This is a genomic window from Segetibacter koreensis DSM 18137 (assembly GCF_000374045.1).
GTDB lineage: Bacteria > Bacteroidota > Bacteroidia > Chitinophagales > Chitinophagaceae > Segetibacter > Segetibacter koreensis.
The window spans coordinates 85,160-112,059 of sequence record NZ_KB893381.1; the positions used below are offsets into that span (position 1 = coordinate 85,160).

At 37.6% G+C, this 26,900-nt stretch carries 27 protein-coding genes; 9 read left to right on the forward strand and 18 right to left on the reverse strand.

Annotated elements, in window-relative coordinates; all coding sequences use genetic code 11:
* Window positions 1–159 precede the first annotated feature (159 nt).
* From B154_RS0124355 to B154_RS0124390, 8 genes are all read right to left on the reverse strand, one after another.
* On the reverse strand, window positions 160–1,044 hold the full coding sequence (locus tag B154_RS0124355; protein ID WP_018616974.1) for a sugar phosphate isomerase/epimerase family protein: 885 nt from the start codon (window positions 1,042–1,044) through the stop codon (window positions 160–162).
* Window positions 1,045–1,103: 59 nt separating this feature from the next.
* Window positions 1,104–1,895 (reverse strand): SDR family NAD(P)-dependent oxidoreductase, encoded by a 792-nt coding sequence (locus B154_RS0124360; RefSeq protein ID WP_018616975.1) that lies wholly within the window; start codon window positions 1,893–1,895, stop codon window positions 1,104–1,106.
* 168 nt (window positions 1,896–2,063) lie between these two features.
* The gene (locus B154_RS0124365) at window positions 2,064–3,089 is read right to left on the reverse strand and encodes a zinc-binding dehydrogenase (protein WP_018616976.1); all 1,026 of its coding nucleotides are present in this window, start codon (window positions 3,087–3,089) and stop codon (window positions 2,064–2,066) included.
* Window positions 3,090–3,091: 2 nt separating this feature from the next.
* Window positions 3,092–3,796 carry an orotidine 5'-phosphate decarboxylase / HUMPS family protein gene (locus tag B154_RS0124370; RefSeq protein ID WP_018616977.1) on the reverse strand — a complete coding sequence of 235 codons (705 nt, stop codon included), beginning with the start codon at window positions 3,794–3,796 and terminating at the stop codon, window positions 3,092–3,094.
* A gap of 39 nt (window positions 3,797–3,835) precedes the next feature.
* Window positions 3,836–4,480 carry a 3-keto-disaccharide hydrolase gene (locus B154_RS0124375; protein WP_018616978.1) on the reverse strand — a complete coding sequence of 215 codons (645 nt, stop codon included), beginning with the start codon at window positions 4,478–4,480 and terminating at the stop codon, window positions 3,836–3,838.
* Window positions 4,481–4,734: 254 nt separating this feature from the next.
* Window positions 4,735–5,997, reverse strand: a complete 1,263-nt coding sequence (locus B154_RS0124380) for an MFS transporter (RefSeq protein ID WP_018616979.1) — start codon at window positions 5,995–5,997, stop codon at window positions 4,735–4,737.
* Window positions 5,998–6,104: 107 nt separating this feature from the next.
* Entirely contained in the window at window positions 6,105–6,323 is a 219-nt protein-coding gene (locus tag B154_RS33670; protein WP_018616980.1) for an SHOCT domain-containing protein, read from the reverse strand.
* A gap of 384 nt (window positions 6,324–6,707) precedes the next feature.
* A complete protein-coding gene (locus B154_RS0124390; protein WP_018616981.1) occupies window positions 6,708–7,826 on the reverse strand; it encodes a Gfo/Idh/MocA family protein in 1,119 nt (372 codons plus the stop codon).
* A 261-nt stretch (window positions 7,827–8,087) separates the two neighbouring features.
* Here B154_RS0124390 and B154_RS31650 point away from each other — a divergent pair, with 261 nt between their 5' ends.
* Window positions 8,088–8,447, forward strand: coding sequence for a cupredoxin domain-containing protein (locus B154_RS31650; RefSeq protein ID WP_018616982.1), 360 nt, complete (start codon window positions 8,088–8,090; stop codon window positions 8,445–8,447).
* A gap of 278 nt (window positions 8,448–8,725) precedes the next feature.
* On the opposite strand, the gene B154_RS29685 is transcribed toward B154_RS31650, so the two are convergent.
* The 4 genes from B154_RS29685 to B154_RS0124415 form a co-directional block, all read right to left on the reverse strand.
* Window positions 8,726–9,865 carry a TIGR03118 family protein gene (locus B154_RS29685; RefSeq protein WP_018616984.1) on the reverse strand — a complete coding sequence of 380 codons (1,140 nt, stop codon included), beginning with the start codon at window positions 9,863–9,865 and terminating at the stop codon, window positions 8,726–8,728.
* Between the two features lie 201 nt (window positions 9,866–10,066).
* A complete protein-coding gene (locus tag B154_RS34040) occupies window positions 10,067–11,383 on the reverse strand; it encodes an outer membrane beta-barrel protein (protein ID WP_018616985.1) in 1,317 nt (438 codons plus the stop codon).
* On the reverse strand, window positions 11,371–11,910 hold the full coding sequence (locus B154_RS0124410; protein ID WP_245542653.1) for an RNA polymerase sigma factor: 540 nt from the start codon (window positions 11,908–11,910) through the stop codon (window positions 11,371–11,373). Before B154_RS0124410 ends, B154_RS34040 begins: the two co-directional genes overlap by 13 nt.
* A 364-nt stretch (window positions 11,911–12,274) precedes the next feature.
* The gene (locus B154_RS0124415) at window positions 12,275–12,652 is read right to left on the reverse strand and encodes a hypothetical protein (protein ID WP_018616987.1); all 378 of its coding nucleotides are present in this window, start codon (window positions 12,650–12,652) and stop codon (window positions 12,275–12,277) included.
* A 262-nt stretch (window positions 12,653–12,914) separates the two neighbouring features.
* Between B154_RS0124415 and B154_RS32620 the strand changes: the two genes are divergently transcribed.
* Window positions 12,915–13,064 carry a hypothetical protein gene (locus tag B154_RS32620; protein WP_018616988.1) on the forward strand — a complete coding sequence of 50 codons (150 nt, stop codon included), beginning with the start codon at window positions 12,915–12,917 and terminating at the stop codon, window positions 13,062–13,064.
* Between the two features lie 141 nt (window positions 13,065–13,205).
* Here B154_RS32620 and B154_RS0124425 read toward each other — a convergent pair whose 3' ends face one another.
* From B154_RS0124425 to B154_RS0124440, 4 genes are all read right to left on the reverse strand, one after another.
* Window positions 13,206–13,601, reverse strand: coding sequence for an NADH-quinone oxidoreductase subunit A (locus tag B154_RS0124425; protein ID WP_018616989.1), 396 nt, complete (start codon window positions 13,599–13,601; stop codon window positions 13,206–13,208).
* Window positions 13,602–13,715: 114 nt separating this feature from the next.
* Window positions 13,716–15,434, reverse strand: coding sequence for a tetratricopeptide repeat protein (locus B154_RS0124430; protein WP_018616991.1), 1,719 nt, complete (start codon window positions 15,432–15,434; stop codon window positions 13,716–13,718).
* 37 nt (window positions 15,435–15,471) lie between these two features.
* Complete coding sequence (locus tag B154_RS0124435) at window positions 15,472–16,386, reverse strand: PstS family phosphate ABC transporter substrate-binding protein (RefSeq protein ID WP_018616992.1); 915 nt, start codon at window positions 16,384–16,386, stop codon at window positions 15,472–15,474.
* A gap of 2 nt (window positions 16,387–16,388) precedes the next feature.
* The gene (locus tag B154_RS0124440; RefSeq protein ID WP_018616993.1) at window positions 16,389–16,631 is read right to left on the reverse strand and encodes a hypothetical protein; all 243 of its coding nucleotides are present in this window, start codon (window positions 16,629–16,631) and stop codon (window positions 16,389–16,391) included.
* Between the two features lie 496 nt (window positions 16,632–17,127).
* Between B154_RS0124440 and B154_RS0124445 the strand changes: the two genes are divergently transcribed.
* The 5 genes from B154_RS0124445 (at window position 17,128) to B154_RS0124465 (ending at window position 22,191) form a co-directional block, all read left to right on the forward strand.
* Complete coding sequence (locus B154_RS0124445; protein WP_018616994.1) at window positions 17,128–17,613, forward strand: low molecular weight protein-tyrosine-phosphatase; 486 nt, start codon at window positions 17,128–17,130, stop codon at window positions 17,611–17,613.
* Between the two features lie 87 nt (window positions 17,614–17,700).
* Entirely contained in the window at window positions 17,701–19,074 is a 1,374-nt protein-coding gene (gene hisS / locus B154_RS0124450) for a histidine--tRNA ligase (protein ID WP_018616995.1), read from the forward strand.
* A gap of 114 nt (window positions 19,075–19,188) precedes the next feature.
* Entirely contained in the window at window positions 19,189–19,488 is a 300-nt protein-coding gene (locus B154_RS29690) for a hypothetical protein (protein WP_018616996.1), read from the forward strand.
* Window positions 19,489–19,619: 131 nt separating this feature from the next.
* On the forward strand, window positions 19,620–21,476 hold the full coding sequence (gene yidC / locus B154_RS0124460; RefSeq protein WP_018616997.1) for a membrane protein insertase YidC: 1,857 nt from the start codon (window positions 19,620–19,622) through the stop codon (window positions 21,474–21,476).
* Between the two features lie 76 nt (window positions 21,477–21,552).
* Window positions 21,553–22,191: a hypothetical protein gene (locus B154_RS0124465; protein ID WP_018616998.1), complete on the forward strand. Its 639-nt coding sequence runs from the start codon at window positions 21,553–21,555 to the stop codon at window positions 22,189–22,191.
* Between the two features lie 18 nt (window positions 22,192–22,209).
* Here the strand turns inward: B154_RS0124465 and B154_RS0124470 are convergent, their stop codons facing one another.
* Window positions 22,210–22,557, reverse strand: a complete 348-nt coding sequence (locus B154_RS0124470) for a hypothetical protein (protein ID WP_018616999.1) — start codon at window positions 22,555–22,557, stop codon at window positions 22,210–22,212.
* Between the two features lie 154 nt (window positions 22,558–22,711).
* Between B154_RS0124470 and B154_RS0124475 the strand changes: the two genes are divergently transcribed.
* Together B154_RS0124475 and efp are read left to right on the forward strand one after the other, a co-directional pair.
* A complete protein-coding gene (locus tag B154_RS0124475) occupies window positions 22,712–24,142 on the forward strand; it encodes a tetratricopeptide repeat protein (protein ID WP_018617000.1) in 1,431 nt (476 codons plus the stop codon).
* Window positions 24,143–24,307: 165 nt separating this feature from the next.
* Window positions 24,308–24,874, forward strand: coding sequence for an elongation factor P (gene efp, locus B154_RS0124480; protein WP_018617001.1), 567 nt, complete (start codon window positions 24,308–24,310; stop codon window positions 24,872–24,874).
* Between the two features lie 73 nt (window positions 24,875–24,947).
* Here efp and B154_RS0124485 read toward each other — a convergent pair whose 3' ends face one another.
* Window positions 24,948–26,597: a CTP synthase gene (locus B154_RS0124485; protein ID WP_018617002.1), complete on the reverse strand. Its 1,650-nt coding sequence runs from the start codon at window positions 26,595–26,597 to the stop codon at window positions 24,948–24,950.
* Window positions 26,598–26,900 lie beyond the last annotated feature (303 nt).

Genomic DNA, 26,900 nt, shown 5'->3' on the forward strand with positions numbered 1-26,900 from the left:
TAACTATTTGAGGCACCTCTAACTTTTACTGCAGACTTTTTTACCTGTAATTTGTTCATTTTGGGGAAATGAATATTTTTTTGCTGCAAGAAGCTTAGTACCATAAAATGCCTGAGAGTACATTGTTGCCACCGACAAGCTCTGCTAGTGAAAGAGTTATTATGGCCAATATTCCGATATTTTTTTTCGCAGGAAACTTACACTTCGCTCCAGCTGATCCATACCTTCCACGCCATCCTCAATGCTGATCCATCCGTTAAAACCTACACGCTTTAATTCAGTAAAAATGGCATTATAATCATTTAATCCTTTGCCAATTTCGCCATGACTAAGACGTTTCGCATAACCTAAAGAGCCACCTTCTTCTTTACGCAAATCTTCAATCGTTCCTTCTTTTAAATAACGGTCACTTGCATGCATTGTTACCACGCGGTCAGACACCCGCTTCAGCAAATCAAGTGGATCTTCACCTGCCAAATAAGTATTACTGGGATCATAGTTCACCCCAAAGTTGGGATGACGCACGCGGTCAACGAGTTTACAAAACACATCCATCTTTTGCGCAAACTCCGGGTACTCCCAAAAGTCATCTTTGTAATGGTTTTCAATGATAAGCGTGATACCATGCTCCTTGGCATATGGCAAACAAGCTTCAATACATTGCGCAGCAAGTTCCACCCCTTCATCTATTGATAGTTCAGGCCTGCGTTGCCCTGAAAGTACACGGCAATATGATCCACCCAAAGCATAGGTCATATCAATCCATCGCTTTTGTTTCGCAATCTCATTTGCGCGAAATGCAGCATCAGGATGAGTAAAGTCAGGTGAGCAGCACATCATGGGAATAGACTTACCATGCTCTTCAACCTGATGTCGAAATCGTGGCCAGTTTTCTTCATCAGCCATTTCCAGGAATCCCGCATACCATTCAATACCTTCGATGTCAAGCTTTACAGCCAAATCTATCCATTCAGAAACACGCATGGTTCCGTCTTTGCAAAGTGCATTCATAAATGCTTTTGGAAAAACAGCTAATTGGGGCATACTATATAAATTAAAAAAAATGAGAAACAATAAATTAGTTAGAAAATTGTTCGAACGACTTATCTAATTGTACTTGCATCCTTTGGAGGATTTCGTCCAATGAATGGATGTTGTTCCAGGTCCACCACTTGACCGCTGATGGGGCCACTTTCATCCGCCAACCAATAAACAGCGGCAGCGGCAATTTCCGAAGGCCATAATATGCGACCAGCCGGAGCATACACCGAAGGGATATCTTTGTACCAGTCATCGGCCAAACCATGTGCACGTTTTCGCAGTATCTCAGTTTCAGTAAGCACCCAGCCCGGATTTACCTGGTTTACCCTCACGCCATTTTCACGATGAAGTGTGTCGCCGAGGTTACGTGTCATTGTCATAAGAGCACCCTTTGAAATACTGTAAGCAAATAAATTGGGTTCGCCGCTCCAGGCATTTACAGACCCGATATTCAGCACACAGCCCCTTTCTTTACTAAGAGACGGTAATGCAGCTTTAATGAGTGCAAAAGGAGCAATGGTATTTATTTCCAATATTCTTCTAAGAAAAGCAAGGTCAGTTGTTTGCAGGTTAGACGAGGCTACCAAAGCAGCATTATTCACAACTGCATCCAGCTTGCCAAAAGTTGTAAGCGCGAGGGCTACTAACCGTTCGGGCGCTCCTTCATTAGTAATATCTTCAATATGCAATACAGCTCTCCCCTTCTCAAGTTCTTCAACAACCTTTTCACCCAGGTCCTTTTCTAACCCATGAATTACAACGCTTGCGCCTTCTGCCACACACCGAAGCGCAATCGCTTTTCCAATGCCTGTACAACTGCCTGTAACAATAATAACCTTATTTTTTAAACGCATCCGTTATTTCAAATTTTATAAAAGAAGTTTTCATATCTGTAGCGGGAGAGCAAAATTCTTTTTAGATATTTTGGAGACGGTCCGCTTCTAGACCAATTTTTATTTTATTCTTACTTTTTCATCTCCTGTAGAATTATTATCCAGTACCATCACCTTCATCGCCTGGCGTTATACAGGTTTCAGCACACTTTTTATAACTTCACCCTTGTGCATCTTTTCAAAGGCAGTATGCCATTCGGAGATTGGCCACACGCCTCCTATAATTGGTTTTACATTAAGCTGACCGCTTGCCAGTAATGCAATAACACGTTCCCACATGGGCCAGTTATGGCTGAAACTCCCTTGAAGAGTTATGTTTTTCTGAACCAGCGGATCGAGCGAAAATCCCAGTGGCTGCGGGCCCCATCCAACTTTCGTAATCTTTCCATTTGGCCGCACAAGCTGTAAAGCTATTTTTAAAGTAATACTCGACCCTGCCGCATCAATAACGCAATCAGCACCAAGTCCGTCACGTTCGTATGCCCAACTAGTCGCATCACCAATAATCGTTTCGCAACCATATTGCTTAGCAATATTTAACCGGTGTTTATCTGCGTCCAGTCCTACGATTGCTACTTCTGCCCCGCACAGCCTGGCAACTGCGGCGCATAAAATACCAATCGTTCCGGGTCCTAATACGACAACACGATCACCGGGTTTAAGCCGGGTGTTTTCAACGACAGCACTATAGGCTACGCAGCAAGGCTCAGTAAGGCAGGCTTGTTCAAATGGAAGCTGGTCCGGGACTTTATGTAAACAACGCGCCGGTACGCGGACGAATCGTGTCATTGCTCCATTTACGCCATATCCAAAACCTTTCCTCGTAGGATCAAGGTTGTATAACCCTTTCCGGGTCATCGGATTATTTGCATCAATTACTGCAGCAGTTTCACTCACCACCCTGTCACCTTCTTTCCACCCGGTGACCCGATTACCTTTTTCAACAATAACACCCCCGAATTCGTGACCAAGGACCACCGGATAGTTTACCGGCCAACTATGGTCAGCAGTCCATTGATGAAGGTCGCTGCCACAGACGCCTACATTAGCAACTTCAAGCAACACATCTTCCTCACCAATGGATGGCCGTTCAATTTCACGGATTTCAACTGAACCTTTTTCAGGAGCATAATTAACTACAGATGCTGATTTCATAATTAAATATCTTTTAAATCGCTTTTGTACGAATGAATTTTATCGCAGATGAGACGGAGTGAACTTTCAAGATCACCCCCTGCTGTTTTAAAGCTATCACTGTCGATAGTCAGCGGAGCGCCAAGCACCACCAATGGTGCACCAAATTGCGGGCACTGTATAGCCTGTTCTAAACTGAGGCCTCCTACCGCCTGTACCGGGATTTTTACGGCCTGCACTACTTCCTTTAACTGGTCAAGGGGACTTGGCATACGATTACCTTTTGCAGCTATACCGCGCCGCTCATCATACCCGATGTGATGGATAACATAGTCACAGCCAAGAGCTTCAAGCCACCTGGCCGCCTCGACCATATCATCACTTCCAAGATTGTCTCCCATTACCTTTACACCAAAATCTCGGCCCGCGTTAACCACGCATTTAATAGTTTCTTCATGGGCTCTTGCCATAACTACGACATGAGTAGCTCCGGCCTTTGCCATCATCTCTGCCTCAAGATAACCGCCATCCATTGTTTTAAGATCAGCAACAATAGGAACACCCGGAAAAGCTTCCCGTAATTTCCTGACACCATGCAAACCTTCTGCTAAAATAAGCGGCGTTCCCGCTTCCAGCCAATCTACGCCGGCACGCATCGCCATCGCGGCAGTTTCAAGAGCCTCATCGATGTCTGTCAGATCAAGGGAAATTTGAACAATAGGTCTCATATTTTTTATAAGTTAAATAATTGAATTTACGACACGAGCCTAATCAGGCAAGGGTTTAACCATTATGTCCTTAAACAGGACTGTGCTTTTGGGATCGTGCCCCTGCAAAGCAAATGTACCACTTGAAATTAATCTGCCGGGATGACCTTTGGGAGCTTCGGCATTTTCCGGTTCAGTGTACTCTGTAACAATCTTATCGTTGATTTTCGTAGTTACGCTTTTTCCCTGAACCTTAATATATAAAGTAAACCACTCATTATCCTTTACATATACCTCGCGAGTATCCTTAATGTCATATAGACCGGCTGTTCTTTTCCAGTCAGTATGAGAATTATTTACCTGCACCTCAAATCCCTTGTCAGGGAATCCTGTCTCCTGATATGCTGTATGAAAATACATTCCTGAATTAGAACCTGGTTTCGTCATTACATGCGCCTGAAGTTCAAAATTTTTAAAGTTATGATTCATTACCGGACCATCATAATACAAATGTGATCGCGGGCCTGACACCGCAATACTTCCATCTTCAATTTTAAACGTACCCGGCTTTTCACTGGCTTTCCAGCCATTAAAAGACTTACCATCAAACAGGCTAATCCAGCCGCTACCCCCGCTTGCTTTGTGCGTGCTTGTACAAGCGGCTAGAATCAAGATCGTTGCAACCAATAAACTATTTCTGATCATTAATTTGTTTTTAATTGAATTATTCATTAAAGTTCTAAATTTCCTTTATTTCCAGCCTGTTGCATTTTTTATTTCAGCTTTTGCTACAGCCTTTTGCCTGAATGTCACTTCTCTAATATTCACACAACTTATAGGCTTTCATTCAAGTGAAAGAGTTTGTTCTTTAAAAAGAATGTCCTCGTAGTTACCAATTAATTAAATAAAAAAAGAGCAAGTAAAGTGATCAACCCTCGTTGTACGTGTTTGAATAGAACTTAATGAGCCATGTATCTTTTTAACGAGAATCTGTTCTTTAGTGACTGATCAATAAAGCTATCGCTGCATTTCATTCTAAAGAGTATGAGGAATCCAGATAGTAAGGTCAAAACAGCAACAAGTAATATAGAAGAGCTAATACCCAAAGTATCGGCAACGATTCCCGTAAGAATGGCACCAATTGAATAGCCTAAATCTCGCCAAAAACGAAAAATGCCTAAACTATTGGCCCTGTCAACCGGATGAGTGTTTTCTGCTACTGTCGCCAAAAACGTTGGATACACCATAGCCGTTCCCCAGCCTAAAAGCGAGGAAAGAAGTACATAATGCGTCATAGAGGTGGCAAACAAAAGGGCAATCAAGGCTACGCCCTGCAATAGCATACCGATAAAAAGTATATCTTTTTTACAAAAAAGATCGGCCATTCTTCCGGTAACTAATTGCCCTAGCCCCCACACTGCAGGATAAACGGCAGTCACAATTCCAATTTGTTCTATATTGAAACCCTTTGAGGAAAGTAAAAGAGGAAAAATACCCCACATCATGCCGTCGTTAAGATTATTAATTAAGCCAGCCTGTGTTACCGAACCCAGATTTTTATCTTTCCAGGTAGTTTCCCAGAAAATGTTCTTAAGCCTTGTGATTTTACTGTAAGATGTTTCTTTAACAACATGGTGTTGGGTGTCTCGCACCAGTAGCCAACTTCCGAAAAAACCCATTAATGACAAAGCAATGCCGATATAAAATGGGTAGGGACGAAGTCCATATCTGGAGGCTACCCAACCAGTAAAAAAGGCAACTAACGCCACTGCAATATATCCGGCGAACTCGTTTAAGCCCATAGCTAGCCCCCTTTGCTTTTCTCCTACCAGATCAATTTTCATTACTACTGTACTGCTCCAGGTCAATCCCTGGTTAATGCCCAATAAAACATTTGCGGCTACAATCCAATTCCAGCTATTGGCGAACATCAGTACGAAAGGGACGGGTATACCGATAAGCCATCCAATCGTTAATAAATTTTTTCTTCCTATTTTATTGGCTAAGGCTCCGGTAAAGTAGTTGGTAGTTGCTTTTACAATTCCAAAAACAATGATAAAGGAAAGAATCGCCGTTTTTGCAGCTATATGAAACTCCGTCTCAGCAACTTGGGGAAGTATGCTTCTTTCCAAACCTATCATTCCCCCTACAAAAGCGTTGATGATGACAAGCAGTGTAAACTGTTGCCAATTTTCTTTTAAACCTAACTGTACATTTTTCACACTACATTAAATGGTTTTTAATCACCCAGGAAAGCCCGTTCGTTGACCATCAATAAATCTTTGAAATTTATCTCTACAGTAAAAAGGACTTTTACTCTTTATTTTATTTAACCCTGCTCCAGCACACGCCTGCGCTCTTCGTATTCTTCTTTATTAATTTCCCCTCTGGCAAATCGCTTTTTTAAAATGTCCAAAGGCGATTCTTTATCAGAAGTTCGTTGAATTATATTGTTACGAAAAACAAAAAACACCGCTACAATCAGTAAGAGGAAAAGCCACCAGAGAAAGTGCATACCCCAAAACATTCCATTAGACCTGTGCCACATCGCTTACATTTTTAAATGAAAAATGGATAACGATACGAAACTATACAATGTACAATTGTAGCAAATGACAAGGATCATTTGATATTGTGACAGGTGTCATTACCAGATAGGACATTATTAAGAGGCAAGGCTAATTTGGTTTTTATATATGGAATTATAGCTAAACTGAACACAACGCAGGTCTACCTGATTCTAACCAACCGATTTATGACAGGGAGTAGAATTCGCCTGATAATTCCAATCATTATTAAAAACAAAATGGTGATAACAAGAATAAATCAAGAATGCAATCCCATACTCCTTTACCTCGGTTAATAAAGCCTGCATGAAAAGCTTTTTTTGCTTTATACTACAAAAGTTTATTCTTTCCGATCGGCTCGAGTCTTATACAGCCAAATCCACCTTTTTGCCTGTTTTAACTGCCAAATAGATTGCGTCTATAATTTTTAAATCTTTCAGCGCTTCCTGGCCGTCTACTGGTACGATTGGTTGTTTACCTTTCAAAATTATATCAGACATTTCATCCATTTGTACAGTTTGATGAGTTACAATGGGCTGCTTCAATTCCCCTTTATTAGTACGGCCTTCAATAGGACCATACCCTGTAGCTGGATTTAATTCAGCAAAACCTTTTTCCCCATTTAAGAAAAACCGATCGAGAAAATTCATTTTATAGGTTGACAAACATGATGCTACCGCTCCGCTTGAAAAGCCCAGTTGAAATTGGATTGTTTCGTCAACGCCTTCTTTAAATTTTTCAGGATCAGTTTTGGTTTCTTCTGCTGTTACCCATACCGGTTCTTCGCCGGTCATGTATCGAGAACCGTTAATAGAATAAATGCCGATGTCCATCATCGCTCCGCCACCTGACAATTGCTTGTTCAACCTCCATTGTTTTGGATCACCTATTACAAAACCAGACAATCCCTGAAAAAACATAATTTTTCCAAAGTCTCCTGCTTTGCGCATACGAATAATTTCCAGTGTATGTGGTTCGAAGTGCATCCTGTATCCTACCAGCAATTTCACATTTGCATTCTTACAAGCATCAATCATTTCCTGTGCTTCTTTAGCATTTACAGCCATTGGCTTTTCTGAAATTGCATGTTTGCCGGCTTTGGCTACTCTTATAACCTGGTCGTGGTGCAATGCATTGGGTGTTATTACATATACTGCATCAATATCAGGATTGTCTTTAATACTATCAAAATTCTCGTAGTTGTAACAGTTTTTTTCAGGTATGTTATACTTGGCCTGCCAGGCCTTAATCTTTGATGGGGTCCCACTTATTACTCCTACTAATTTAGCTTTTCTGCACGATTGCATTGCCTCAGCCACGCGTGTTCCGTAACTGCCAAGACCCATAATTGCTACGCGCAGCACAGGTCCGTCGTAAGACTTCATAGAGGGCCCTTTACTGCTTCCGGAAGCACAAGCAGGTAAAGAGGGTAAAACAATAGTTGCTGCGGTAAGTTTTTGTAAAAAGTCACGACGAGAATTCATGGCAAAACGGTTTTATGTTATTTCTAAGCAAAAGCTAATATTAGCCTTGCGCAATATCCTGCATTTTATTTAAATCTTTACAAATAAATCCTGGTAAAGGAAAATTTTTTACAAAAAATCCTATTCATTATTTTTTTCGTTTCGAGGTTGCAAAAGACTACCTGTGTTTTGTCTTGCAGCCTTCCTTACAAGATCGGTTTAACATACCCCAGAAGCAACCTCTTCTAATATTCTTCGTATTTATTAAAAAAAATAAAAAAAATGAAAAAGAAGCTTTTTATAGCAATCCAGGTGAGTCTTGTATTACTTTCATCATGCACCAAAAGTGGAAGTGGTACCTACGGATATAACAACAATACCGGTAGCAACAGCACCAGCAACACGGTAAGCATTGCAAACATGGCTTTTAACCCCTCTTCTACAAGCGTAAATAAAGGCACCACTGTCACCTGGACGAATAACGATAATATGTCTCATACTGTAACAGCAGATGACAACAGCTTTACCAGCGGAAATTTGAGTAAAGGTGACACCTATTCACACACCTTCACTACTGCAGGTACTTTTGCTTATCATTGCAAAATCCATACGGGTATGACAGGGCAAGTAGCAGTGAAATAATTACAAAAGACTTTTTCTTATATATATTAATTACTGTTGAAACCATTATCAAGAAAATGCCTTGATAATGGTTTTTATTTTACAAAATATGCTCATTAAGGAATCAAAAAGGATTTCTCCATGAGATGGTATAAGACCAACTAAAAACTTTGACACGATTCCGTTTTTTACAATCTAATCTTTAATTTTTCTACATGAAAAAAGCACCTTAGTATTAGTTTACTTAAGATGCTTTTTATTTGTATTGCTACAATCAAAAACCAGAAGCTTACCGTTAATTATTGTTTTACAATATACCCGAACAAGCCATCTGCTTCATCATCAGGGCCGGCAGTAAAATATAACCGGTTAGGATCAATACTGGTAGCAGTTGAAGGCGGAAAGGAAATTGCCCATAACTTATCGATCGTCATTACTTTGTTTTCAGTCTTCAACTGCCCTAAAAATTTGCCGTTAAGATCAAAAGCATTTATTCGTCCGTCGCCAAAATTGCCTACCAGTATTGCCGGCTGCGTGTGATCTTTATGTCCATTTTCCAACAAATTTTCAAGCCCACTATCATCAGTATCAGCAAAAAAGCTTGCAGGTGCCTTTGCAAGACCCCATGGAGCATTGAGTGTAGCTTTCGATGCAAAACGTTTTACAAAAGAACCATTGGTGTTAAATATATCTACAAATCCATTTCCACTGCCTGGCTCTTCATCTCCATCAGATGCCACTTTTGCATATGCAACATATAATTTATCTTCTATATTCTGAATATTAAAAGGAGCATAACCTGAAGGCAAATCAGGATCGTTGAAAGACATAGATACGGATGAGAAAGAACCATTCCAAACATCAATTTTACGAGTTTTGAAATTAGCGGCATATAAATAATCAGTTCCATTAGACTTACCTATAGCCAAACCGGTATAAGCCGAAGTGGCAGAGTTGTTTTTGATCAGCAATGCATTATCCCCTGCTGTCGGATTCCATCCTGAAAGTACTCCATCAATGCCTGCAAATAAAAAGGTTGCTTTTTGCTTGTCTGAGAGAAAAAATTTACCATCGCTGTTGTTAAAAACAATGCCTGTAGGATTTCCACCTTTAGGGCCTTCGGGGGAAGGAATATTAACGGGCTTTCTGAGCGTGTTCCCTAGCTTGTCATAAATAGTACTAACATGCCCTGTTTGTGCACTAACCCAGGCAATACCAGTTGGGTTAAATGCAAGCCCCCAAGAGTTCAACAATGCGGGATCGATGTGAGGAGCACCGTATTCATTATTGTTCCCCACAAGGTTTACCTGGCGGAATTCTTTAAGTACCTGCTGATCAAAATGCTTTTTACAGGCAATTGGTAATACCAGTACTGAAAACAAAAGCAGCAATACAGCAAGATGGCAGAAAGTCTGTATTGTTTTGGTAATCTTTTTCATAAAAGAAGATTTAAGGTTAATGAAATGAAAATGAGCTATAAACTAAACATTCAGATTATACGTGGCGCGGCAGAAAAGGGTTGCCCCAGGCAGTTTTATAAAAATGAGATGAAGATGAACTGTTAAATAGGGTTACATGAAAAGGTATATATGAAGTTTGCAGCTTGGCGGTATCGTTAATTCGATACACATTTTTCACTTCTATAATTTCCTTTTTGTAAGGATAACAAATATACCCGAACTAGTGATGGGCAAGCGGCCCATACCTATGCCCGTAACCGGGATTTTTATGTAAGGCTCTGCTCTTAGCATCAAAGATTTGGAAACACTATGATTAAAGCCAATACCGAGGTTTACAATTGAAAATAAATTATTAGATGAGTTTTTATACGATAAGCTCCACTCATTTTCAACACCATTTCTTTGAAAAGTATAGCTATAATTTTCATTCTTCATAAAGTAAGATGAAATGCCCGCATTTGCAGTAAGAAAACTTTTACTAAACGATTTGATTGTATAAGAAAGATTAACAGGCCATTCGATCATACTGCAACTACCATCTACGTCATTTATATTTATATAAGAGGGAATGACCGAATTTTTCGGGTTAAAGTACTTACCGTCCGTGTAATAAAATTTTTTATCCCACATAAGCCCTGTTTCTACAGCTAATTTTTTACCGACCGTATAACCTATCAAAAGCCCTACGGAAAAGCCGGTTCTATTTACAGGTTGAAGCTTAATGGTACTAATATCAGGTCCCGCAATAAGACCGGCGTACAATGCGTGTTTATTTTTATTTTTAACTGCCAATTCTTTCTTTTCTGTAATTTGATTACCTGCAACTGTTTCTGAATTATTCTTGAGATCATTAGTTTTTTTCGGTACACTGCTACTGCCGGTAATACTGTCTGTCTTTAGCCTAAAATAAAACTGCTTATCTAAATCCCTTGACTCTACAATAGTTTTATCTACTGGCGATCCTTCAACTTTATTCAAACTTCGGTTTGGCAATAGAAAAATGTCTTTTCCGTCTATTTTATTTTTTGGGACAAGCCTTGCTATTTCATCTTTATAAGTCTTTAAATTGTAACTGTCTGGAGCTTTCTTATTAAAATNTTTTCCTCTGTAGCCATCATTGCTATTATGTCTCTCAATTGAATTTTGCCTGTTTTTATTGGTTGCCGTAATATTTCCATGGTTATTGGTGACAATAGGCTCAACAGAAGTAGCACCTTCAGGTCTCTTTGCTGTTCCGGCGGAAATGATACGATTATTTATAAGAAAATAATCAACACAAACTAATGGAACTGCCAGCAACAACAAAAGCAATAAAACGTTTGGATATTTGCCTGATGGCCGAGAAAAATTATCCTGTTCAGCAATATCAACTTCCTTGGTTCCATCTGAATGCAGGGCAGTAAACACTTTATCCCAATCAGCACCGGCGGTACTAAGGGGATAACCATTTGCTGCACGCCTAAATAATTCATCCATATCGTCATTCACATCCTGCATATCTTAATTTCGTTTTCATTTCTTTTGATTGCCTTTTGCAATATCTCTCTTGCCTTAAATAAATTAGATTTTGAGGTTCCTATAGCAATTTTTAGTTGACTTGCAATCTCCTGGTGCGTAAATCCATCTATCACATACATATTAAATACTGCCCTGTAAACCGGTGGAAGCTTTTTTATTTCGAGTATAAGTTCTTTGTACAGCAACGATTGATCAGAAGCCTGGCCTTTATCTTCTACCCAAACATTTTCATTTATAATTCCAATTTCGGGTAAAAAATTATCTTTTCTTAGTCGGTCGATTGCAGTATTTATCATAATCGTGCGTATCCAACCTAAAAACATTGGTTCTATATTTTCCGGCTGGTTGCAATAAAAGGAATTAAGCTTTCCGAATATTTTTACAAATGCATCATTTACAACATCTACCGCCTTATCATAATGATACAGGTATCTGAAGACAATTTTCAAACAATACCCATAATACTGCTCGTAGAGTTTCTTTTGATCTCTCGGGTTGTTTTGCACACAACCTTGTATAGTATAAAGCAAGCTATCCAGAGTAAGAATAGGTTTTATATGTGAATACGAGGTTTCACAAAAAGGGTTGCTTCAATATGTAAGATAACGAATATTATTTTCACATGCTTCTCATGTCAGGTAGTAATAAAACCAAAAATAGCGGCTTAATGAATGGAAGAAGACGCAAAAATATAAAGTGGATGTGCAGGCAATTTTTACTAACGCAATTAATTATATTCCCATAAGCATAACGTTATGTGGTGCAATTCATTAGGTAATAAATTTTAAGGGAGGGTGTTTATCCTTATATAAAGGGACGAAACTATTAGCCAAATGATAAAATCGATAAATTAAGGAATTTTGAAAAAGTTTAAAAGGCTTTATTGTATGCTAATTCTTTATTAGTGATTACCCAATATGCATGTTGCAGTTCATGCAACGCCGTAAGTTGAAGTGCCACGTCGCTCCTATTAACCCTCATATGAGTTACGCCCTGGTAATCATATTCCAGTTCTATTTGGTCCTCCGGATGCTCAAAAACATATTGGTCGGTTTTTATAAACGAGCAACGGCTAATCATTTCGGGCGTTAAGGGAACGGGAAATAGTTCAGAGGCATCTGTTGTAACGATTTTACCTAATTGAACTGATATTTTACCATTAGTATTGTCAAGTACTGTCACAGGCTCATCCTTAGTATCTGCAAAAAATACTTTACTGCCTTTTCTTATTGTTTCTGGTTTTACCATAGAAAATGTTTAATAGTGTAATATAAAAATTTTGTTCTAAAACTTCATTACTTTTTATCAAAAAAATATGCTTCAAAAAATACAAGGATGAAAATAAATTGATCTTTTTTATAAGACTGTCATCTTTTTATCTTCTTGCAACGTCTTATTCTATATGTGACTGAGGTTATTATCACATTTCCATCGATAAGTAAGGCATAGTATTGACTTTGATAATAACAACATATACCAAAATTAATAAATAATTTAAAGATTTAAAGTAATGAATACCAAAAAAACTAAAACGACAGAAACTTTTATTCTACCAGAGCAATTTGAAGAATTTACAAAAAGGGGATTTGTAGTATTTATGGAACGACCTACTGCTTTTGGAACTTACAAGGCAATTAAAATAGAACTGGTGACAAAATAATGAATGTAAAAGGTTTTAGTAGTAATTTCTCACTACGCAACTTTTAGAAAAGTTGCAAAAAACATAGAAATAAAGCTTTATAAAAGTTAAATAAAAAAGCAGGTCTGTAAACCTGCTCATAAAAATATTGTTTACTTAAACTTAGTCTTCCCACTGCAAGCCACCTTTTTTAATAATATAGAAAAAACCCGCAAGAAAAAAGGCAACAAACATAGCTACACTTCCAAAGCCTGACCAGCCTAACTCGCGAAAATTTACCGCGTACGGATAAAAAAAGATTACCTCAACATCAAATAAAACAAACAGAATGGCAACTAAAAAATATTTTATTGCCATTGGCTGGCGTGCATTTCCAACCGATTCTATTCCACTTTCAAAGTTTTGCAATTTATCTTCTGTATTTCTTTTGGGGCCAATAAAATGGGTCGCGCCCATCATTACCGCTACAAAACCAATGGCAAACAAAAATTGAATGCCGATAGGAAAATAATTCGCAGATGAATTTGTTTCTGTGATTGCTGCATCTAAAAAGTACATGTTTACAATTTTCTATTTCTCTGTAAAAATAAGGAGTCTGTTTAAATTGTATGCAAATAAAAAACTCCCCGTTTTGCTTAACGGGGAGTTTTTTTTGTATCAGCTAATTATAAGTTAGCTTTTTTTCTTTCTCGTTGAGGTTCCTGTTTTTTTAGTTCCTGATCCGTTCGACGAAGATGATGAACTTTTTGGATTTAAGGCTTTTTCCAGCACTGGCTTCGCCTGAGAAGCAAAGGTATCAGCAGGATCTATAGCAAGTATCTGGTTAATTGCATCCAAAGATCTTTTGTAATCCTTCAGTTTATCTGCAGCAACTGACGCAATATAATAATATTGAGTTTTGATTTTAGAAGCATTCTTAACAGAATCCTGGGTTTTTAAGAAGGTTATATATTGTTCAACCTGGTCAAAGGCGGTTCCCTTAGAAGAGTCTGGATCTGCAGCTTTAGCGGCGCGTGTTAATAGAACATAGCCATATTCCTGGTCAGGATACTTTTGGATATAAGCTCTGCTCATGCTATCAGCTAATGCAGTGTCACCAGCAGTAATGGCTGCATCTGCCATATTGTACATATCGAAGTTGGACGGGCTAGGATTAAGTTTAAAGCTTTTTTGTAACCACTCAAGTCTTTCTTTAGGTTTGTCTGCTTTTTTATATAAAAATGCAATAGTGTCCATATATTTAACCCTGTTAGCCCTTGCAGTATCCAAGTCAAGCGCTTTTTGCAAATAGTTTATTGCTGAATCTTCGCCGCCCTGGAATTTCTTCAACACAGAAGCAGCAAAAAGATAATCTGCGCCTATGTTTTTTGTTTGTAACTCAGACATTTTATCGGGAGTTAAACCAGAAAGGTATGATTGAATGTTTGACCTTGCTTGTGCAGAATCTCCCAACCTGTCATAGTTATAGGCAAACAAAACTTTTAGTCTCGGATAGTTCGCACATGCTCCGGTACTCATTGCTTTAGCCTTATCCAAAGATTCCTGGTATTTTCCTGAGCGGAAAAGGTAGTCTGCTAATAAATAATCAGCACCACAATCCTTATCAGAGTTTGCTATATATTTCTCAAGATATTCTCTGGCTTTATTAACATCCCTGTTTGCGTAATAGTCGTACAGATCAAGATAAACAGGAGTGAAAGCCGGGTCGGCAGCAATTGCTTCGTTGTAATACTGCAAGAATTTTTCGCTGTTGCCCTGGCTTTGGAAAATCTTTCCTAACCTAAATTTTGCCCGGGCATTTTTAGGATCGACTTTGATAGCGTTATTAAACGCCTCATAAGCGTTACCACCCTGATCAGGACCTAATTTTAAATAATTGATACCAAGGTTTACAAAAACATCTGAATTATTAGGATCCAGAGTTATTGCTCTTTTTAAAAGTTGAACCGCGTAAGCAGGATCACCGGTATTAGCAGGACCGTCTGCATTGGCGCGACCAATAGCGTTTAGAATATTTACATCTTCTTTTTTCTTTTTTGTACTGGCTGTTACAGCTGCTTCAAAACGTTGGCGTGCCGCATCTTTTTTTCCTTCCAGTAACTCTACATGGCCCATTCCTACCCATATTAACGGATCGTTTACTCCACTGTTTAAAGCATTTTGATAAACCTGTCTGGCTCCACCAATACTATCCATGGCTAAATAAGTCTGACCAAGCCAATAAATTGCCTGCGCATCTTTTGCATTACCTGCAACAATTTTATCCAGCGCTTGCTTAGCAGAGGTAACGCGTCCGTAATACAGACTTCTTTTTGCGTCATCAACAGATTGTGCTATAAGTAATTTACCTGACAGCAAAACCGCTAATAACAATGTCGTAACTTTCTTCATGTCTCTTTGTTTTTTTTGTTTTGTTTAATTATTCACTTTACTGCATGTTAGTTTTTCTGCGATTAAAATTCATTTTAACCGGTACTAATAAAGCCCTTTTAAATATTAATTGTCCCCGTTCTGTACTTAAAAAACCTACAAATCTTGATCCTAATCCGGCATAATTCTCTTTGAGCACATAATACAATCCACGTACCAAAGGATATTGGTTAAATGTTATAGTTTGTTGTGATGGTTTTGCAAATTCTCCCTTATCACAGTTCTTATTACACTCAATCAGTGCAGTCCTTACTTTGGCAACAGCTTGCTCTTGTTGTGTGCTTTGTGGATTGGTTATCCAACTTATGCCTATAAAGCCTACTGCGTTATCAGTGTTTGCAATATAGTTGATAAGATCTTCACTATTCTTAGCGCCAGTAATATTTTTTCCAAAAGCTGCCCCTTTCAAAACCGAATCTCTCAAATACCTTACAGTACTTGTTGCCCTGTTACCATCTATTGCAACGTTCCATTTTTTATTTCCATTACCTGTTAACAATTGTTTTAGATCGTTGACAGTAAAGACGGAATCTGGGTTTTTTGCATTTACAATAACCGCTACCGCATCTTTAGCCAGTTGAGCAAATTCAGGTTTATATTCTATTTTTTGATCAAAAAACTGGGTCTCATCACGCGAAAGCTCTCTTGAAATAATTACAATTTTAGTACTGTCTTTTTGCAAATCCCTGATACATTCTGATTCGGGTTTATATTCTGCTACTACTTTTACATCAGGATATGAAGATTCAAAAACTTTTACCTGTTCGGTTATCACGGGTTCAAAGCTTTCATCAACACTTATATAAAGTGTTTTGATTGTTTGAGAATTTGTTTCTACTTTTTTTGCAGGTTCATTTTTACAAGCAGCAAACAACAGTATCGCCGCTAAAAAAACCTTCCAATTTTTTATCATAACTAAAAATAGTCTTTCTTAAATCCTCTGTAAATTCTCCAAAAACCATAGACAGCACACAGACCTCCAAAAATATATCTGAAAGTTATATCGAAATTTTCCATCTCGAAGCCGAACCTCTCAGCAAAAAACAAAAAAGCCGCAGCCGCAAGATATAATATACCCATTGTATAATCCATCAGCGAACGCATGACGGAGTAGCTTTTTGTTCTTTTCTCTCTTAAATCCTTAAACTCTTTATCCATTTAAATAGCTTTAAAGATTTGCAATATAAATATTTCAAAGAACAATTTAATGAGCTGTTATATGACAAATCATCTAATTGTACTCAATTCTCCAATCAGGCAGTTATCTCAAATAAAGCCTTTTTTAAATCCGACTCTGATCATTTGTAAAACGCTGTCTTCGCATTCAATTTTCGCGCCACCTTTAACAGTTTTTATATTTTTTTCTTTTTATCAGTAGTCCTTTATTTCTGTCGCAGCAACAAGAAACAGTAAAAACCTATTCACTATGCTATAAAAAAACCTTGCCTTATCGTATCGATTAGATGCAAACATTTGATTAAATCCACACTTTTTTCAAAAAGTTATAAAACAAAAAATAAGATTGGTAATAACAGATTGTAATTAAACATTATTAAACCTGATCTATAAATTCCCTGATAAGCTGTTTGGTTTTGATCCGGGTTGCTCCTGATCTTATTGTCTTAATAGATTATTGACCCACTATCTTTGCACGATGAAAATTTTAATGGTATGCCTTGGAAATGTATGCAGAAGTCCACTCGCCGAAGGTATATTGAAAGACAAAGTGAAAAAAGCTGGTCTTAAATGGTACATAGACAGTGCAGGAACGAATGGTTATCAACCGGGATGTCCTCCTCACCAGTCTTCTCAAAATATAGCAAAGAATTACGGGATTGATATTGGCAAACACCAATGCCGTCATTTTACCAAAGAAGATATCGATGAATTTGACAAAATTTACGTGATGGATGACGAAAATTATAACGATGTACGAAAAATATGCAGTCATACATGGAGTGAAGAAAAAGTAGAGTTTCTTTTAAATGAAGTTTATCCGGGCGAAAACCGAATTGTTCCAGACCCTTGGTTTGGAGGGGAAGATGATTTTACTGAAGTTTATGAATTAATTGATAAAGCTTGTGAAGTGATTGTAAAAAAATATGCACTGGCTGACGCAGCAAAAACAGAAGCTTTGTAGCCCATCGCTTATTTATACTGCGATCATTTTCAGAACTTATATTATTTGATTAAAAAATAGAAATAAGCCTTTCTAGGGCTTTATGGCATGAAACCAACATTACCGCAGGGCACAAGAGATTTTTCCGCCGAAGTCGTTCGTAAACGCAATTACATTTTTTCAACTATCCGCACAGTATTTGAATTGTATGGTTTTCAGCCTTTGGAAACACCAGCAATGGAAAACCTCGATACTTTAATGGGAAAATATGGAGAAGAGGGGGATAAACTTATTTTTAAAATTTTAAATAATGGGTTAGACAATCCTGCAAAACACGCGCAGGCAAAGGACGACTTCGAAAAAATACTGCAGGGCAAAAACACAAAAGAGCTTACCGAAAGAGCTTTGAGATATGATCTTACCATTCCATTTGCAAGGTATGTGGCAACTAATTACGGCCAGCTTACTTTACCCTTTAAACGCTACCAAATACAACCCGTATGGCGTGCGGATCGTCCGCAGAAAGGAAGATACCGGGAATTTTATCAATGCGATGCAGATATAGTCGGAAGCAATAGCCTTTTGAATGAAGTTGAATTAACAAACATCTACTATACTGTATTTAAAAGGCTTGGAATAGATGTAGAAATACGAATAAACAGCAGAAAAATTTTAGCAGCCCTGGCAGAATTATGCGGAGGAGCTGATAAAATGATGCACATAACTGTTGCCATAGATAAACTGGATAAGATAGGCATGGAGAAAGTAAAAGAAGAACTTTCTCAACGTGGCCTGAATGCAGCGCAAATAACTACAATTGAAAATTACCTGTTAATTGAAGGAAATAATGAAGAAAAACTGTCGGCTTTAAAAAAACTGTTAGGGCATCTCGATACTGGCAAAAAAGGGATCGAAGAAATAGAGTATATATTTAATTATCTTCCGTCTTCTTTTTCAAATGGTTATCTTGATGAATTAACAACTGATTTTACCCTTGCCCGTGGTTTAAATTACTATACAGGAATTATTTTCGAAGTAAAAGCCAAAGGTGTAAAAATTGGCAGTATCGGCGGGGGAGGAAGATATGATGATCTAACGGGATTGTTTGGGGTACCAAACGTACCGGGAGTAGGTATCAGTTTTGGGGTAGACAGGATATATGATGTAATGGAAGAGCTGAAACGGTTTCCGGGAGAAGTACAAATAGGAACAAAAGTTTTATTTTTCAACCTGGGAGAAGCAGAGAGTAAAGTTGCATTTTCGCTGATGCAACAATTAAGAGATAAAGGAGTTGCAGCTGAAATTTTTCATGAAAATTCAAAGTTTGATAAACAATTTAAATACGCAGATAAGAAAGGAATACCGTATGCGGTTATCATAGGAAGCAAAGAATTGCAGCAAGAAAATTGTGTTCTTAAAGATCTATCTAAAGGTGAACAATGGATTTTAAACCAACAAGAATTGCTGAAATACAATTTTTAAAAGGTGTTTTATAAAAATGAAAACTATTTGTAGTAAGGTTAATATCTTTTAAAACAGTAATTTAGATTTGAGTAAAAATGGTATAATTTTCAAATTTAATAAAAACAACACCTTATGAAAACCCTACTGATAATAATTATGGTTGTTTCCTCGCTTACAGCCAGGAGTCAGGCAAGGAATGAAATAAAGGCGCGTCCTCCTAAAATTAAAAACGGCAATGTTCTTATTGTTCCCGATCAGAAACCAGTAATTGTAGAAAGAAGGGAAGACCAGGATATCGACAAAAGAAAGAGTCCGGTTATTCACAGAAATAACCTACCTCCTGGCCAGGCCAAAAAACTGTACGGTAAAAAATCTTCACGTCCGTTTGCGCCCGGCCATCGTAAAAAAGCTGTTCTGGCTGTCAAGCATTAGTTGATTATCGTAAAAACTTTAATTTTTTCCCCTTACACCAAAAATAGAAAGTTGGAAAACAAGCCTTAATAAACCGTTGGCTTCTACCTATTCTTCAAATCCCTACCTTTGCCGCTCAATTTTTCTTTTATATGAAGACTGATAATAATACGGTCATTGGTTTTGTGTTGATAGGAATTCTTTTTATTGGTTATTTCTGGTTCTCAAACCGCCAGCAACAGGCTATTTTACAGGAAAGAAAACGAACTGAAGATTCACTAGCCCGGGTAAAAGCTTTAACAGCTCCCACGGTTAACCCTGCAACAGTACAATTAGACTCTTTAAAAAGAGATTCTCTCAATAACATTGCTGCTGCCGGCAATTTTCAAAGTGCTGCAAACGGAAGCGAAAAACTTACTGTAGTAGACAACGGACTAATTAAAATAACATTTACCAATAAAGGAGCGCAACCTAAAAGCGTTGAACTTAAAAATTATAAATCTTATGATAGTACGAATGTAGTTATGGCTGGTTCTGCATTTGATAATCTTTCATATACTATCAATACATCAGCCAACCAATCTGCACCTACGAGTGGATTATATTTTAATTCCCCTGTGATCGCCAAACAGCCTGATGGCAGACAAATCATTAGTTATAACCTGCAGTCGGCCGATGGGCAAAGCATTACGCATCAGTTTATTGTTAAGCCAAATGATTATATGATAGATTGGAATATCATTATGAATGGCGCTAACAGGCTTTTGACAGGTAATTCATTGAACATTAACTGGCAGGTTCAGGCACACAAGCAACAAAGCGACATCAAATACGAGCGAACCCAATCACGCCTATGCTATGTAGAAGATAATAGCTATGATTATAAAAACGCTGCAACAGGTACTGCCGAAACTTTTGAAAAACCTGTTAACTGGGTTTCTGTAAAACAACAATTTTTTAATGCTACCCTGGTTGCCAAAAATAATTTTAATTCCGGTGAAGTAACGGTTACAGCCCCCGATGATACAAGCCTGGTTGTGGAAAAAGCTATTGCCAATATGAAAATGCAACTTCCTGCAAGTGCATCCGCCACTGTTCCTCTGGCTTTATATTACGGACCCAACGAATTTAATGTACTCAAAAAGTACAACCTGAAGATGGAAAACATCCGCGACCTTGGTTCGGGTATGTTTTCTTTTGTAAAATATATTAACAGGTTTATTATAATTCCCGTTTTTGATTTTTTTGCAAGCTTTATTGGAAATTATGGTTGGGTAATTGCTTTACTTACAATTTTTATACGGCTGGTAACTTCTCCGCTAACCTATACCAGTTATCTGAGCGGCGCTAAAATGAAAGTGCTTCGTCCCGAGTTAGATGCATTAAAAAAGAAATTTGGTGATGACCAGCAAGGATTTGCGATGCAACAAATGAAGTTGTTTAGAGAAGCAGGCGTTAATCCGTTAGGAGGATGTATACCGGCTATTCTGCAAATTCCTATCTTCTTTGCACTGTACAGTTTTTTTAATTCTGAGATTTCGTTGCGCGGTCAGAGTTTCCTGTGGGCTAAAGATCTTTCTTCTTATGACGTCTTTGCAAAGCTTCCTTTTTCAATTCCTTTTGGGTTTGGCGACCACATTAGCCTATTTACTTTAACTGCTGTTATTACCAGTTTTCTTATTTCCATATACAACATGAGCATGACCCCTGACCAGGGAAACCCGGTAATGAAGTATATGCCTTATTTTTTCCCATTTATACTACTGTTTATATTCAACAAATTGCCATCGGCGCTGACATGGTATTATACAGTTTCTAATCTTATTACCTTAATTCTACAGTTTGTAATCCAGAACTACATTATCAATCATGATAAGATTTTGGTGAAAATTGAACAAACACGTAAAAAACCAAAGGTAAAATCAAAATGGCAGCAACGTTATGACCAGGTGATGGAGTCACAGAAAAAATTGCAGGATATAAAGCAGCGTACAGATAACAAGAGGTGAGGGTAATATTAGTTGAGGATTATTTTAGTTTCATCCTTTTGACTGTTCTTAATAGTTGTTGTCGATTAAAAAAGATATGAAAAAAATTTTTGCAGCACTTGTTATTATTTTCTCGTGTTATCACAGCGTTTTTGCGCAGGGAACAAAAACAATATCAGATTGTACTGTCTATTTTAATGTTTCTATAGAGGATGCGAACGCAGATCCTCAAGTTATAAAATCAATGGCTGGAGCAACTAAAGTGCTATATATAAAAGGATCGAAAAGCAGAAGTGATTTAATAACTCCAGGCTTTAAGCAAACAACATTAACAGACGCAAAAAGCGATACAACTGTTATATTGAGAGAACTTGGCAACACCAATTATATCTCTTACCTAAATAATAGTAAGAGAAAAGCGCAAAATAAAAAATATGAAGGGATTCAGTTCGCTAACACAAATGAAAAGAAAACTATCTTGGGCTACGAGTGCAAAAAGGTAATAGCCAAACTAACCGACGGATCTACATTTAATGTTTATTATACTTCTTCCATTTCACCTTCTAACAAGGACTTTGAATATCAATTTAAAGACTTGCCGGGATTTGTGCTTGAATACGAATCAGAATCTGTAGAAGGAAAAACGAAAGTAAAATATTCCGCCACTAAAATATCTGTAGAGCCTGTACCTATTGCAATGTTTGATCTGCCAAAAAGCGGATACCGGGTACTATAAATAATTGATTTTAACCAATTATCTGAAAGCGGGAGGCATAGGAGTTTTGAACTTAGGAATAATAATTTTGTGGGAATAAGGATAAATATATGTGGTATTACCTTTCTCAAAACGCATCATTGAGATCATGGTAATATCCCCGTTTAGTTCTTTCTTTTGGCTTAAAAATCGGGTTCCTTTATATTCAAATCCTGCTCTTAAAGAGCAGTATGAAGTATTTCTATAGAAATTTCTATTAAAGTTCTTTAAAGAATATATACTACTTGACTTTTTCTCTGAGGTACCTGTAAAAGCCCCCATTGCTATATGTGTAACACTCACTAAAAGAAGTGCTATTATTACCTTTTTCACTTTTACCTTTTCCATAAACATCACTTTTACAAGACAAAGTTAAAATTTTTTTCCGAATATTTAACAACTATTTATTCATTATATAAAGACTATTAAAATTTAAAAAAGTTACAAAAGAAAATTTGTTTTTTTTGTAAGGTATCTTAACTTTCATAAATAGAAAGACAAAATGGGCGAAAATTCATATAGAGAAGATAGAGAAGATCGGGAAGAATTGAGAGAACTGCTGCGGCAGTTCGAAAATTTAAGGTCAGGAACTCAACATGACTTTTTGGAAGAAGAAGCATTTGAGCGAATTATAGACCATTTTGATGAAAAGGACGACCTGTTTAAAGCAATGGAAGCAGCAGATCTTGGTATAGAGCAGTTTCCGTTTTCATCGGTTTTAATGATAAAAAAAGCGGACTTATTACTTGCCGGAAGAAAATATTGGGCTGCCTTAGAAATTTTGGAAAAAGCCGAGTTGTTTGACAGTACTGATATCAACCTTTTTATTTTAAAAACAGATGCCTACCTGGCACTAGACCAGCAAAGCAAGGCGGTTGAACTTTTAGAAGCAGCCCTGCTTCAATTTGAAGGAGATGAACGGATAGAACTGTTATTTGAACTTGCGGATGTTTATGATGACTATGAAGAGTTTGATAAAGTATTTGATTGCCTTAAATTGATATTGGAGGATGAGCCAAATAATGAGGAAGCCTTATATAAAATTTGCTTTTGGACAGATTTCACCGGGCGGAATGAGGAAAGCATTCAAGTACATTTACAGATAATTGAAGAATTTCCCTATAATGAATTAGCATGGTTTAACCTTGGTGCTGCTTACCAGGGATTGAAACTGTACGAAAAAGCGATAGATGCTTATTTGTACGCGGTAACAATAGATGAAAAGTTTGATTATGCTTATCGCAACATGGGCGATGCCTATCTGCGCTTGCGAAAATTTAAAGAAGCCATAGAAGTACTGGAAAAGGTGCTTGAGCTAAGCCGGCCCGAAGATGTAATTTATGAAGCTATAGGACATTGCTACCATAAAATAGGAAATTTTGCGCAAGCACGTTTCAATTACAGAAAAGCTTCGCATTTAAATCCTGAGGATAGTAAGTTGTATTACAAAATGGCACTAACCTACATAAACGAAGAACAATGGGACAGTGCAGTAAAACAACTGGATAGTGCCATGCGCATCCATCGCACTTTACCTGAATATAATCTTGCTATGGGCGAGTGCAAAATGCAGCTCAAACAATTTAAAGAAGCAATTTTGTATTTTGGAAATGTTGTCAGATCTCGCCCAAAAAGTGTAGCCGGCTGGGAAGCTTTAATACGCTGCCTTTTTAAAGCAGAGTTTTACGAAGAAGCATTGGAACAATGTGTTGCTGCATTAAAGATAACCGAGGGCAAGACTTTATTTATCTACTACTTCAGTGCATGCCTATTTGCATTAAAGAAAACAAAAGAAGGAATTTTGCAGCTTGAAAAAGCAATGGAGTTTTCTCCGCGACAGGTTAAAAAGCTTATTGACCTGCATCCCGCCATATTACAGAATCAGCAGGTCGTTGACCTTATTGCCAGGTATAAAAAAGCTAAAAGACACTAAAAAGCTTCAAATGGAATTAAATTCCAACAACTACTATTGTGAAAAATGGCAATCTATGAGTCTGCTGTAATTGTTATGTAGTACATCATTGCAATTTGAAATGCTTCTCCTACTTTTGCGACTCTTAAAAAGTTTTGAAGAAATATTTGATTAAATTTATTTTTTATGGCAACAACCGCTGATATCAGTCGTGGAATGATTTTGAAATTAGATAACAGTTTATATACTGTAATAGAATTTGGACAGAACAAAACGGCTCGTGCAGCAGCAAAATTCTGGGCAAAATTAAAAGGGGTAGATAATAACCGTAGCATTGAGCATACATGGAATAGTGGAGATACAGTCTTCCCGGTGAGAGTTGAGAAAAAGCCCTACCAATTTTTGTATAAAGATGAAAGTGGCTACAATTTTATGGATAACGAAACTTTTGAGCAACTTTCTCTGGCAGAAACAATGATCGATGCTCCCCAATTTTTAAAAGATGGACAGGAAGTTTCAGTATTGATCAATACTGAAACTGATCAACCTATGAGTGTGGAGCTTCCAGATAAAATAGTGATGCAGGTAACATACAGCGAACCAGGGGTTAGAGGTGATACAGCTACCAGGACTTTAAAACCTGCTACTGTAGAAAGCGGCGCTACTGTTATGGTACCGTTGTTTGTAAATGAAGGTGAACTGATACGAATAAATACAAAAAGCGGCGAATACGTTGAAAGGGTTAAAGAATAAGATCGATTTATCTTGATAATTAAAAAAGCAACTTATTCAGTTGCTTTTTTAATTATCTACTACTACTTGTACTCTATATCAATTCACTCTGCATCAACGGATTTTTAAACGAGGTCCGCTTTTCATTGTACTTTTTAGATGCTGTTACAAAGTGAACAAACAACGGAGCGGGGTTTTCAACTGTACTTTTCAATTCAGGATGATATTGAACACCAATAAAAAAAGGATGATTTTGCAATTCAATTATTTCCACTAAACCCGTTTCCCGGTTGACGCCGCTTGCGATCATTCCCGCATTTTCAAACTGCTCTAGAAAATCATTATTGAATTCGTAGCGGTGACGATGACGTTCACTTATATGCGTTGTTTCATAAATTTTTGATGCCAGGGATCCTTCTTTAATCTCGCAAGGATAGGCTCCCAGTCGCATTGTCCCCCCCATTTCCTTAATTTTCTTCTGCTCTTCCATCATATTTATAACAGGGTAAGGTGTTCGTTGATTCATCTCTGTGCTGTGGGCATCGGCAAGTCCCAAAACATTTCGACCAAATTCTATTACCGCCATTTGCATGCCCAAACATATTCCAAAAAACGGAAGTCCATTTTCTCTTGCATATTTTACCGCGATTATCTTTCCTTCAATTCCTCTGTGTCCAAAACCCGGAGCAACCAGCAACCCATCAAGTCCGTCAAGTTTTTCCGCTACATTCTCATCATTTATAAACTCACTATGTACATTTACCACCTGCACCTTACATTCATTCATTGCACCGGCGTGTATAAAACTTTCAAGTATTGACTTATATGCGTCCTGCAGTTCGATGTACTTTCCAATCAGGCCAATTGTAACTTTACTTTTAGGATATTTAAGTTTATCCAGAAAAACCTTCCACCGGGTTAGATCAGGTTCGTTGTAATTGGTAATGTTTAATTTCTTCAGCGTAATAACGTCGAGCTTTTCTCTTAGCATCATCAAAGGCACTTCGTAAATGGTAGAGGCATCTGCCGACTCAATTACCGCTTCCTGTTTAACATTGCAGAACTGCGCGATTTTTCTTTTTATTTCGTTATTTAAAGGCTCTTCTGTACGACAAACTAAAATATCAGGATGAACGCCATTTTCGCTCATTAGCTTCACGCTGTGCTGAGTTGGTTTTGTCTTTAGTTCTTTAGCAGCCTTAAGGTATGGAATGAGGGTTAAATGCACTACCAGGCAATCTTCCTCCGGCAGTTCCCATTGCAATTGACGAACAGCCTCAATAAAAGGTAATCCTTCAATATCACCAACCGTACCACCAATTTCTGTAATTACAATATCATATTTATCATCTTTGCCCAGTAACAACATCCGACGTTTTATTTCGTCAGTAATGTGAGGAATTACCTGGACGGTCTTACCAAGATAGGCTCCTTCCCTCTCTTTATTGATAACAGTCTGGTAAATACGGCCTGTTGTAACATTATTCGCCTGGGAAGTAAAATCATTTAAAAATCTTTCATAGTGCCCGAGATCCAAATCGGTTTCTGCACCGTCTTCCGTTACGAAGCATTCACCATGCTCATAAGGATTAAGTGTACCCGGATCTACGTTTATATAAGGATCGAATTTTTGGATAGTAGTACGTATTCCTCTTGCCTGCAGCAGCTTAGCAAGTGAAGCAGCAATGATTCCTTTTCCTAAACTGCTCGTTACCCCGCCGGTAACAAAAATAAATTTGGCCATAATATATGGTTAAGAAGTTATTATTATCGTTTTAAAATTTCTTTTGTGACCAGCTATATCATTTGGCTCAGCATCGTTGTGTCACTCACTTGTACTCATAAAACATTACTTAGCTTTTACCGTATTTTATCTTAAAAAGAGTTTTACTATCAAAAAGGTAAAGGCACGTTTTCTTAAGATCAGGGCTTGAAAAGTATAAGCTATTACTAAATAACCAATTTTAAAAGTTCCGCATTAAGTAATTGAAGTGACAACTAAAATATTTTCAGAGGTCGTACAAACCTACTGCAATTTTATGTTTCA